This is a genomic window from Roseiarcus sp. (assembly GCF_049514155.1).
Lineage (GTDB): Bacteria > Pseudomonadota > Alphaproteobacteria > Rhizobiales > Beijerinckiaceae > Roseiarcus.
This window is the reverse complement of the sequence record NZ_JBEKVH010000137.1, coordinates 1-10,327: the sequence shown is the minus strand read 5'-3', so window position 1 is coordinate 10,327 and position 10,327 is coordinate 1. Positions and strand designations below refer to the sequence as shown.

Annotated in this window: 10 protein-coding genes; 2 read left to right on the top strand and 8 right to left on the bottom strand. The window is 69.2% G+C overall.

All coding sequences use genetic code 11. The features are described from left to right. On the top strand, window positions 1-946 hold a 946-nt coding region (locus tag ABSF49_RS16780; RefSeq protein WP_424113799.1), incomplete at its 5' end, for a hypothetical protein. 9 nt (window positions 947-955) lie between these two features. Next, window positions 956-1,300, top strand: coding sequence for a ClpX C4-type zinc finger protein (locus tag ABSF49_RS21740; protein ID WP_490363328.1), 345 nt, complete (start codon window positions 956-958; stop codon window positions 1,298-1,300). Between the two features lie 10 nt (window positions 1,301-1,310). Here the strand turns inward: ABSF49_RS21740 and ABSF49_RS16770 are convergent, their stop codons facing one another. The 8 genes from ABSF49_RS16770 to fliF all read right to left on the bottom strand — a co-directional run bounded on the left by ABSF49_RS16770 (window position 1,311) and on the right by fliF (window position 10,087). Continuing rightward, window positions 1,311-1,805 (bottom strand): hypothetical protein, encoded by a 495-nt coding sequence (locus ABSF49_RS16770; RefSeq protein ID WP_424113798.1) that lies wholly within the window; start codon window positions 1,803-1,805, stop codon window positions 1,311-1,313. Then, complete coding sequence (locus tag ABSF49_RS16765; protein WP_424113797.1) at window positions 1,802-2,809, bottom strand: GGDEF domain-containing protein; 1,008 nt, start codon at window positions 2,807-2,809, stop codon at window positions 1,802-1,804. The genes ABSF49_RS16770 and ABSF49_RS16765 overlap by 4 nt, the downstream gene beginning before the upstream one ends. 218 nt (window positions 2,810-3,027) lie before the next feature. After that, window positions 3,028-3,495 carry a transglycosylase SLT domain-containing protein gene (locus tag ABSF49_RS16760; RefSeq protein WP_424113796.1) on the bottom strand — a complete coding sequence of 156 codons (468 nt, stop codon included), beginning with the start codon at window positions 3,493-3,495 and terminating at the stop codon, window positions 3,028-3,030. Window positions 3,496-3,541: 46 nt separating this feature from the next. Beyond that, window positions 3,542-5,206, bottom strand: coding sequence for a flagellar hook-length control protein FliK (gene fliK / locus ABSF49_RS16755; protein ID WP_424113795.1), 1,665 nt, complete (start codon window positions 5,204-5,206; stop codon window positions 3,542-3,544). Then, window positions 5,203-6,393, bottom strand: coding sequence for a chemotaxis protein MotC (locus ABSF49_RS16750; protein ID WP_424113794.1), 1,191 nt, complete (start codon window positions 6,391-6,393; stop codon window positions 5,203-5,205). Before ABSF49_RS16750 ends, fliK begins: the two co-directional genes overlap by 4 nt. Beyond that, window positions 6,390-7,640, bottom strand: a complete 1,251-nt coding sequence (locus tag ABSF49_RS16745) for a MotB family protein (RefSeq protein ID WP_424113793.1) — start codon at window positions 7,638-7,640, stop codon at window positions 6,390-6,392. The genes ABSF49_RS16750 and ABSF49_RS16745 overlap by 4 nt, the downstream gene beginning before the upstream one ends. Before the next feature lie 9 nt (window positions 7,641-7,649). Continuing rightward, window positions 7,650-8,393 carry a hypothetical protein gene (locus tag ABSF49_RS16740; RefSeq protein WP_424113792.1) on the bottom strand — a complete coding sequence of 248 codons (744 nt, stop codon included), beginning with the start codon at window positions 8,391-8,393 and terminating at the stop codon, window positions 7,650-7,652. Continuing rightward, window positions 8,390-10,087 (bottom strand): flagellar basal-body MS-ring/collar protein FliF, encoded by a 1,698-nt coding sequence (gene fliF, locus ABSF49_RS16735; RefSeq protein WP_424113791.1) that lies wholly within the window; start codon window positions 10,085-10,087, stop codon window positions 8,390-8,392. Before fliF ends, ABSF49_RS16740 begins: the two co-directional genes overlap by 4 nt. Window positions 10,088-10,327 lie beyond the last annotated feature (240 nt).

Below are 10,327 nucleotides of genomic sequence, written 5' to 3'. Positions count from 1 at the left end.
CTGGAAGAAATTGTCGCGGCGACCGCATGCGCGAATCTACGCGCTTTGCGCCATTGTCATCCCCGCAAGCTGGGTGACGCACGACACGCAAGGCGTTTCCGACGATCGCACGGACAAATTCTTGACGCGAACAAACCGCGAACATAAGATGAGTGCATCGGGCAAGAAGAGGCCATCCATGCAGTTCGCGCGGCATTTCCGTTTGAGCGAAGCGGCGGGACGCGGCGTCCGCTGCGATGAAAGCGGTCTCTATGTCGGCGCGACGCCGCTGCTCGAACGCAAAGCGAGCCCTGGCGGCCGCTCCGGTTGGCGACCGCGACCGCTCGCCGACCTCGACCGAGAACTCGGCGAGGCTTACCGCGAGCGAGTTGCGTTCGCCGGGAAGCTTCCCGGCTTGGCGACCATCGCTAGCGCACTTGATCGCGGCGAGATCGCTCGCGCGCAAATCGCTGCGGTGCTGCTCGGACTTCCCGATCCAATCGAGGCCTCCGCATTGAAATCAATCTCGGATCAGGCGCGCAATCTCACGTCTGAATTGAAGCGAGCGGGCATCCTCGCCGCCTCGGTTGGCAACGACGAAAGAGAGTCGAGCCAAATGGAAAAATTCAATCCCTACCATGACGAAGACGGGCGATTCACGGACGCCGCGGGCGCGGTCGCAGCGTCGAGCGCGAGCGCAACAGTCGCTGCGCGTGGCTCCGTTGTCGCTGGCGCGCCTTCACACACAAATCAGAGCGCTTCGCGAGAATCTAGCGAACCGGCCGTCGCAACGACGCGCGTCGCGACGGCGCCACGGCTTACCTGTCTGGATGCGTTCAGGGCATGTGTCCAGGACGCCATTTTCGTCAGCGGAAGATCGACTTCGGGCTGCACGGCGGCCTTGGCGACATGCAAGTCGACCGGCCTGCCGACGATTTTTCCGCCTGGAATCTTGGGTCAACGGTAGGGGGCCGACATGAACGATCAGGCAAGCGACACCCTTCGCGACGCCATCGATCGCGTGGCGATCGACTACCACAACGAGGACTACGAAGGCTGCCTTCGCAGGTGCTCGGCGCTGTTGTTCGACGACGAACAATCGCTCACCGAACGGGTGAAGGCGTCGCTCTACGTCTTCATGCGCGAATGCTGCGCGTTCCTGCTCGAGCGCGTTGCGAACCCGCCGTCCAGCCAACAGAGTTGCTCATTCTGCGGGAGGTCGCCGCCGGAAGTGCGGCTCGGCGCCGGGCCGTCGGCTTTCATCTGTGACGGATGCGTCGACCTTTTCGCCCATCATTTCCAGGAAGCGGCGCCGTCATAATCAGCGCGCCCTAGCCGCGTCGCCGATTCGCCGTGAGCGCCGCCTCGGCGCGGTCGAGCAGCATGTTGGCGATCGCCACGCGGCGATTGGCGAGCGCGCGCGGCGCGTCGGGCCGACGATCGGGATGGTTGGCCCACATGAAGCGCCGCCGCGCGCGGTTCAGATCGGCGAGCGTCGGCGCGCCGCTCAAGCCCAGTTCGGCGGCGATGGCGTCGGGATCGTCGGAAAGCGGCGCGGCGGGCTCGACGCGCGGCGCGGCCGGTTCGGCTTGCGCGGCCCCCGGTTCGACTTGCGGCGGCTCGCCCGCCGCCTCGACCCAGGCCAGCGCCTGGTCCCAGGCGCTCGTCGGGCCGTCCGCCGCTTCCGTGGGCGGATCGAGGGCGGCGAACGGATAGCCGAGCGGCCGGGCGATCCGCTCCGGATCGCCGCTCCTGTTTTCGACCTCGGCGAGAACGCTTCCGAAGCTCGTCGGCGCGCGTTTTCGCGCGCGCGGCGGAGCGTTCACGACGCCGACTCGTTGGCGGCGCCGTCGCTCGCGTCGACCGCGACCCGGTTGCGGCCGTTGGCCTTGGCCTCATAGAGCTTGGCGTCGACGCGGCGCAGCAGTTCATCAGCCGATTCGCCGTCGCGCAGGCGCGCGACGCCGAACGACGCGGTGACCGCGCCGAGGCGTTCGCCGCTGGCCGCGACCGCCCAGCGCTTGCTCTCGAGCTGCTTCTGGATCTGGTTGACGATCGCGGTTGCATCGGAAAGGTCGGCGTCGGGGAACACAATGGCGAATTCCTCGCCGCCGAATCGCGCAACCTTGTCTTCGCCCGTGACGCTGCCGGTCAGCAGATCGGCGAAGCGCTTGAGGACGACATCGCCGGCCATGTGGCCGAATTTGTCGTTGATCGCCTTGAAATGATCGATGTCGGCAAGACCGACACAGAGCGTCTTCTCCCCTTCGCGCGCGCGCTCGATCTCCTCGTTCAGCGCCGCGTCGAAGTAGCGGCGGTTGCCCAGTCCGGTCAACGAATCGCGGCTGCCGATTTCCTCCGCCTTGTTCAGGCTCGAGCGCAGCCGCATGATCTGGAAGCGCGACTGTTCGAGCTTCTCCGTCAGCCCGTTGACTTTGGTCTGCATCGCGCGATTGTCGTTGATGAGGGTGAGAACGATCTCGTTGACCGTGTCGTAGGGGCCGCCGCGCGCGAGCTTGCGGTTGGCGCCGGCGAGCGACTCGCTGAACTTCACCCCTTCGGCGGCCTGGTCGCGCATGTGGCCGAGCACCGTCGCGAGCGCCACGTCGGCGCGCCGCTCGAACTCCGCCGCCGCCGCGTCGCCGCCCTCACGGACGGTCGGCCCCGCGCCGACGACGATGGCGAGAACGCCGACGCCGATCAGGCCGAGCAGGTAGACTTCGGCCAACGGGTCGCTGCGCGCGCGCGACGCGCTCAGCGCGCCGAGCGCGATGAAAACGATCACGCCGATGAAGTGGAGCGCGCTCCTAAGGTTCGGGCGGAGGCTCATCGCGTCTCCAATCGCCGTCGGCCGCCGCGAGGCGAAAGCCGAAAGGCAGACAATGCAGGCATTCGACGCGACTCCCGCGCATATGCGCCGTCGCAAGCGACGGCTTCGCGGCGGCGACCCTTGCCGCCTGCACGCGCGATTCAGACCGACGAAACGCTAAGCTGGCGGATATTGTTTACCAATTTCTTTAACCCCAAGCGGCGGCCGTCGCGCGCGCGTCACTGGCAGAACGCGCGGGCCCGCGGCGTCCATTCGCCCATGCCGCTCGCCACCATGTTGCCAATCACGTTGCAAACATAGGCCTTCTGCGCCTGTGGATTGTCGGGGCCGGCGTTGTAGCGCGCCACCGCCAGGGTCCAGTTGCCTTCCTGGGCCTTGAGCGTCTTGAGAAAGCCCGCCGCGTAATCGACGTTGTGCGTGGGGTCGAACATTTCGGCCAACGAACTGAAATGCGAGGCGTGCCAGTGATGGTTGATCTGCATGCAGCCGACGTCGATCAGCTTCGCGCCGCGCGCGCGCTCGGCGGCGAAGCGCTGCAGCGCCTCCTCGAGGCTGGCCGAATGAACGGCGCGCCCGTCGACGTTCATGTCCCACGGGCTCAACGCGCCGGCATGGCCGGTTTCGGTCAGACCGACCGAATAGAGGATATTGAGCGGAATGCCGTTCTCGCGCGCGGCGCGCGCCATTTCCTGCTCGCAAAGCTCGGCGGTCTCGGCGCGGGCGACGACGGCGCTAGACAGTAAGATCGCCAGCGCCGCGGCGAGCCGGCGCGCCTTGCCGCCGCCAAGCGTCCGCCGCGCCGTCGCGCTGAGAGGTCGACTGCCCGCCGGCTGGCGAATCGCGATTGGCTCCATTGGAGGGATTGTCCTGGGTTGCGGTTTGCGCCTCGCCGCCCGAGTCGCCGCCCGCGGCCGCCTCGGCGCGCATCGGCTGGACGACCAGGGACTCGAGCGGGGCCGAAGCCGTGCCGAGCCGAGCCGCGATCGCGTCGCGATCGCCGGCGATCGCTTGCAGCGTGCTGGTCTTGGCGACTTCCACGACGACCGTGAGCTTGCCGTTCGCGAGCCGCATCGTCACCTGCAGCGAGCCGAGCTCGGCCGGGGCCAGATTGATCTGCAGCTCCTTGATCGGCGCGGCGTTCGACGCGCCGGCCGGGGCCGGACCGCTGGCGCTCCGAGCCGCGGCGCCGAACTCCTCGGCCGCGTCGGCGATGACGCCGGGCAAGCGATCGAGGCTGACCGACGCCGAGAAGCCGCCAGCGACGTCCGAAGCGGCGGAGGTCGCGGAGGCGGAGGTCGCCGAGACCGGCGACGGAGCGCCGCCGCCGTTCGAATCGCCGCCATTCGACGAATCCCCCAACTTGGCGGACGACGACTTGCCGGCGACGGGGAGCGCGGACCCGCCCGTCGCGGCGGAGGCGGCGACGCCGCGCGCCGGCGCGCCGCCGGCCGCGCTGGCGTGTTTTCCGGTCGTCGGCGCGCGCTCGCTCGTCGACGCGGTCGAGCCTGGCGGCTCGCGCAGCGCGGCACCGGGGCTCGTCGCCGCGCCTGCGACGGCCGCCGTCGCCGCCGCCAAGGCGGTGGAGGCGGCGTCGAGGCCGAGATAGGTGCGCGATTCGACGCCGGAGACGAACAACGACGAATCGCCGCCGAGGATGTCGCGCAGAGTCGAGGTCGCCGAGTCGGCGGCGCCGCCCTTGACGAGCGCAGCGGCGGACGCCGCCGACGTCGCGCTCGAAGAGGAATCGCCGCCGGGTCGGTTCGAATTCCGCGCCGCCGTCGCAACGACGCCGCCGCTCGTCGACGCGGCGGGGACGATCGCAGCGAACGCCGCGACGGCCGGCGCGCCGAAGCCGGAGGCGACGAGCGCGGTCAGCGCCGCAGCGCTGGAATCCGTGGCGGCGGCGCCGTCCGTCTTGCTGTCGTCTGTGCGGCCTTTCGCCGCAGTCGAGGAGAGATCGACGCTTTCGGCCGGCGCGCTCGCTGCGCCGACGACGGCGGCGGACGATGCGACGACGGCGGCGCTCGCATCGGATTTCGGCGTCGAGCGCGACTTCGCGGCGTTTGTCGTCGCGCCGCCGCTCGTCTTGGACGACGCGGAGGCGCTGGCCGAAGCTGAATTGGCGCCGCCGGCGAGCGCCTCGCCCGCCAGACCGGCGAGCGCCGCCTCGAGCGCGGCGAGGCGCGACGATTTGGCCGCCTCGGCGGTCGTCGCGGCGCTCGCCGGTCTGTCGACCGACGCGCCTTTCGACGACGCTTCGACTTTCGTCGTCTCATTTTCGAGCGTGCTGAGCAGGGCGGCGAATTTCGATCCGGCGCCGCGGTCGGTCGTTTCGTGCGCGGGCTCTTGCATCCTGGCCGGCGCGGCGTTGGCGGCGATGACGACGGCGACGCTCATAGGCTTCCCTTCGGCGCGGCGGCGGCAAGCGGCGCGGTGCGGCCGAGGGCCGCTTCGGCGAGGACGATCGTCTGCGCGACCGCATCGTTGGGATTGGCGTTGGCCATCGCCGCCGTGTCGGCCGGCGGCGGCTCGGCCGGCGACGCCGGCGATTCGCGCATGAACGTCGCCACGCCGCGCGCCGCGGCGAGCAGCTCCTGATCGTGACGATCGAGCCTGGCCTGAGCGACGCTTTGCAGTTCGGCGACGCCGGCGTCGTAATCGGGGGTGAGAATGCGCGCCATCGCTTGATAGAGCTTGCCGCGCGCCGCTTCGACGCTGTCGGGCGCAACGCCGTCGAGCGCCGCCGCGGCGGCCGTGGCGGCGACCTCGAACTGGCCGCTCAGAATCGCCGCGCGCGCCAACCCGAGCAGGAATCCGCGACGCGTGTCGGGCGCGAGCGCGGCGAAGAAGGCATGAAACTTGTCGAAATTCGCCGCGCTGTCGATTGCGCCGGTTTGAGCGAGCGCGCCGGCGAGAGTCTGCAAGAAGCTTTCGGCATAGACCGAAGCGCCGAAGCGCGAGGCGTACTGCCGCGCCAACAGGGCGACGCGTGCGACGTTGTGCTGGTCGGCTTCCAGCATGATCTCGCGCCGCAACGCGGCCTCTTCGACCAGCGTTCCCGGGGCGAGCAGGCGCGCGAGATCGAGCAGCTCGATCGCCTTGGCCGAATCGTGGCCGGTCTCGATCACCGATTGGGCAAAGGCCATCGGGCCGGCGAGCCGCAGAGGAAGTCGACGCGCGTCGAAACCCGACAGGCGCTTCTCGGCCTCGGCCTCGTTGCCGAGCACGTAAGCGAGGGATCCTCGCATCAGCGGGATTTCGCTGGCCGGAACGGCGCCGCTCTCGACCAGCTGGACGATGTCGCGCGGCTGGCCGCCGCTCAACAGATAGATGACGGCCGCGTCGGTTTCGCGCTTCGATTGCCAGATTTCGGGCTTGGCCGCGACGATCGCCGCGCCGACGGCGGAGATCCGTTCGGCCTGGCTGGCGTAGGCCGCCTTGTCGCCGGCGGCGATGCGCGCCTGCAGGTTCTGCAGGTCCAAGGTCAGGTCGGAGATCGTCTGCGCCGACGCGGAGGCGGCGCCGAGCGCAGCGGCGACAATCGCGATCGCCGCCAGCGCGCGGCCGAGGCGCCGCCCGCTCACGACTTGGCTCCCTTGAGCAGGATTTCGATGCGGCGGTTCTCGGCCGCGAACGGATGGGCGGGGTCGCGCAGCCGCCTGTCGGCGTAGCCCTCGATTCGCTCGAAGCGGCTCTCCGGCAATCCGGCGCGCGTGAGCATGTAATAGGCCATCTGCGCGCGCGCCGACGACAGCCGCCAGTTGTCGTAGGTCGCCGACTTGTAGGGATGCGCGTCGGTGTGGCCGCGCACGACGACCGGGCCGGACTGCTGCTTGAGGATGCCGGCGATGGCGTCCATCGCCTGGATCAACTGCGGCTGCGGCTCGGCCGAGCCGATCGCGAACATCGTGAAATTCATTTTGTCGGTGAGGCTGATCAGCAGGCCTTCGTCGGTCGCCTTGACGTCGACGGCCGGGCCCAGCCGCGCCGCGCCCGGCGGCGCGATCTGCAGCTCCAGCTCTTTCTGCAGCCGAGCGGCGGCGGCGGCCGTCAGCTTCGACTCGGCGGTGGCGGCAGGCGCCGGCTTGGCCTCGTTGTCGGCGGCGGCAGGCGGCGTCGGCGCGACGAGGGTCGGCTGAGGCGTCGGCGAGGCCGCGCTTTGGGCCGACGGCGACGGCGCGACTTCGACCGCCGGCGGCTTCGACGGCTCGTTCGTCTCGGTTTCCGGGGTCGCCTGGCGCGCCGCCGAGCGGAACGGATCGGCGAGGCCGTCGTTGGCCGATGCGCCGTTCGTCGCGTCGCGCTGCATGATCGCGAGCATGTTGGGCGAGGTCGGTCCGGCGATGGCGTCGAGACTGCGGTAGGGGTCGGCGAACAGCACGCCCTCGCTCATGTTCGCCTTGGGACTGGCGGGATCGCCGAGGTTGGCCGCCGCGCCCGGCGTATTGCCGTCCGGCTTGTCGAAGCCGGTTGTCGGCATCGGCGGCGGCGGACTATCGGGAGTCTTGGCGGCGCCGACCGGGCCGGGCGCCTTCGATTTCGGCGCCTGGCTCCCGTCGGGCGCTTCGGCCGCCGGCGTCGCCGAGCCGTCGCCGTGAATGCTCTTGGGCGTGCGCGACGATTCCTCGAGTTTCACCGGGTTGAAATAGCGCGCGATGATCGTCTTGGTGTCTTTGTCGGTGGCGTTGATGATCCACAGCACGAGAAAGAACGCCATCATCGCCGTCATGAAGTCGGCGAAGGCGATCTTCCAGGCGCCGCCGTGGTGCTCTTCCTCGTGGCCGCCGCGGCGCCTGACGATGATGATTTCGGGATGCTGGGCGTCGTCCATGGAAGCGCGTCACCCGGCGAGTGAGGCGATGAGGTCAGCCCAGGGCTGCAGTTGGCTGCAAATCGTCGTCTCGTCGGCCTCGATCGAGACTTCGACGCCATGATCGGCGACGTACTCGACCTCGACGGCGAGGTAGGCGACCCGTTCGCGCAGCGCGGCGAGAACGCGCTCGGGGCCGCGAATCTTGATCAGGCCGGGCGAACCGCCGACCCGAAGCCTGGCGAGATTGTCGCACAACGCTTCGACGATCCGGTCGGCCGTCGCGCGCGCGACCAGCGGCTCGACAAGACGCGCCACGACTTCGGCGATCCGTTGTTCGATCTCCTGCAGCCCGGCTGAAACCGCCTCGGCGATTTGCGCGTATTCGTTGAGCTGGAAGTCGAGTTGCGCGACCATCGCCCGCTGGCGTTCGCCAGCGACCTCGCGCTCGAGGTTTTCGCCCGCCTCGGCGCGCGCGGCGGCCGCGCCTTCGCGGCGACCGCGCTCGTAGGCCTCGACGATCCGCGCCTCGATCTCCGCCTCGCTCGGAACGGCGGGAGGCCGCGGCCGGGGCGCCGGCGCGCTTTCGGCGCGCGGCGACCCCATTTCCTGCAAGGCGCGGCTCAGGGGGAGCGAAGCGCGCGCGGCCAGGTCCGGCACGGCGCGCAGCGTGCGCGGCTTGAACGGCGCCGGCGCCTGGGCGATCGGCTGGACGTCCGCCTGGCCGACCCGACCGAAGTGGTCGAGATACTGCAAGATCGGGACCGGCTTCATGCGTTTGCTCCCTCACGGATCCATTGCTTGAGAATCGCCGCCGCGACCTCCTCGTCGAAATCGACCAGCTTCTGGAGATGGCGTTGCGGGCTCTTGTCCTTGCGCGCCACGAGCTCCTTGAGAAAGTCGTCGCGCTCGTCGTTGGCGTCGATGAGGAAGTTCGCCTCCGGCCCGCCGAGGGCGCCCAGCGCAATCGCCGGGCCGCCGGGACCGCCAGGGCCGTCGAGCGCCGACATCGGCGGCGGGAGCTCGCTCAAGCCGGCGAACGCGGGAGTCGATTCGGCCGGCGGCGCGAGCAACATGCGCGTCGCCGGCCGCAGGCCGAACCACAGCAGCAACAGCGCGACGAGGACGATCGCGCCGGAGCTGACGAACGACCCGGCCTGACGCGCCAGCGTCTCGAGCAGCGACGGCCCCTCGACCGGCGCGAGGTCGCGCCCGGAGTCGGCGGCGAAATCGACCACCGCGATCTTGACCAGGTCGCCGCGGTCCTTGCGCAGGCCGGCGGCGGTCGACACCAGCTGCTCGATTTCCTTGACCTGCTTGTCCAGCGCGTCGGGCGCCGGCTTGTCGCCGAGCGACGCCGTCAGCGACGCCTTGTTGATCAGCACCGCCACCGACAGGCCGTCGATGACGAAGCCGGCGCTAGTGGTGGTGATCTGCTTGGAGGAAACCTCGTAGTTGGTCAGCTCCTCCTTCTTGTCGGTGGCGTCGCTCGATTGCTTGGTGTCGGTCGACTGCGGCTTGTTCTTGGGCAGGTTGGCGTCGACGCCCGCCGCGGGCTGGCCAGCCGCGTTCTGCGAGTTCTGCTTCTCCTTGACCACCCGCACCGATCGCTCGACGCGCTGGTCGGGATTGTAGATCGTCTCGTTGGTCTGGGTCTTGTCGGCGTTGAGTCGCGCCGCGACGCTGACCTGGAAATTGTGCAGGCTCAGATAGGGCGCAAGGGTGGTGGTGATCTTCTCGCGCAGTTCCTGCGAAACCTCCTTTTCCAGGCCGAGCAGGTTGTCGGGCGATTTCTCGAGGTTGTCCGGGCCGCTGGCGAGAAGCCGGCCGTCGACATTGAGGACCGTGACCTCGTCGGTCTTCATGTTGGGGATCGCCGCGGCGACGAGGTGGCGGATCGCGTCGCCGACCGAGCGATCGTCGCCGCCGTCGGTGCGGATGATCACCGACGCCGAGGGCGCCTGCCGCTCACGGCGGAACGAGCCTTCGTCGGACATGACGATATGGACGCGCGCCGCCTTGACGCCGCGCATCATCTGGATCGTGCGCGCCAGCTCGCCCTCGATCGCGCGAACGCGCGTCACTTCCTGCATGAACGAGGTCAGGCCGAGCGATCCGAGCTTGTCGTAGAGTTCGTTGCCGACGCTGCCGGAATGCGGCAGGCCTTTTTCCGCCAACAACATGCGGGCCGATCCGGCCTGCCCGACCGGCACCATCACCGTCGTCCCGTCGGCGCTGACGTCGAAATTGATCCCCGCTTCCCGCAGGCTCGAGCCGATGCCGACGACGTCGTCGCGGTCGAGGCCGGAGTAGAGCGTCTCCGTCGTCGGCCGGCTGAGGTAATAACCGGCGAAGGCGGTCGCGGCGAAGACGGTGACGCCGATCATCGCCAGCGCCGCCAAGCGCCTGGCCCCCAAGGCGAGAAGATTCGCCCAAAGCCGTTCGACCTGCGCCAATGCGTTGTTCATCTCGCCCGCGCTCGCACGTCCTGCCGTCGCGACCCAGGTCGGTCGCGACGCCTCGCGGCAGATTCGGCGACGGAGCTTGCGCGGGCATTGCGCGGGCTGAGGAGCGCCGCGGCCAAACCACCGTCATGGCCGGGCTTGACCCACGGCTGTCCGGTTCGATTTTTCTGGGCAAAGCGCACGGCATTGATTCTAATCATTTCCAGAGTTTAGCGACTCGCTTGGACATGAAAGGGATCAGCG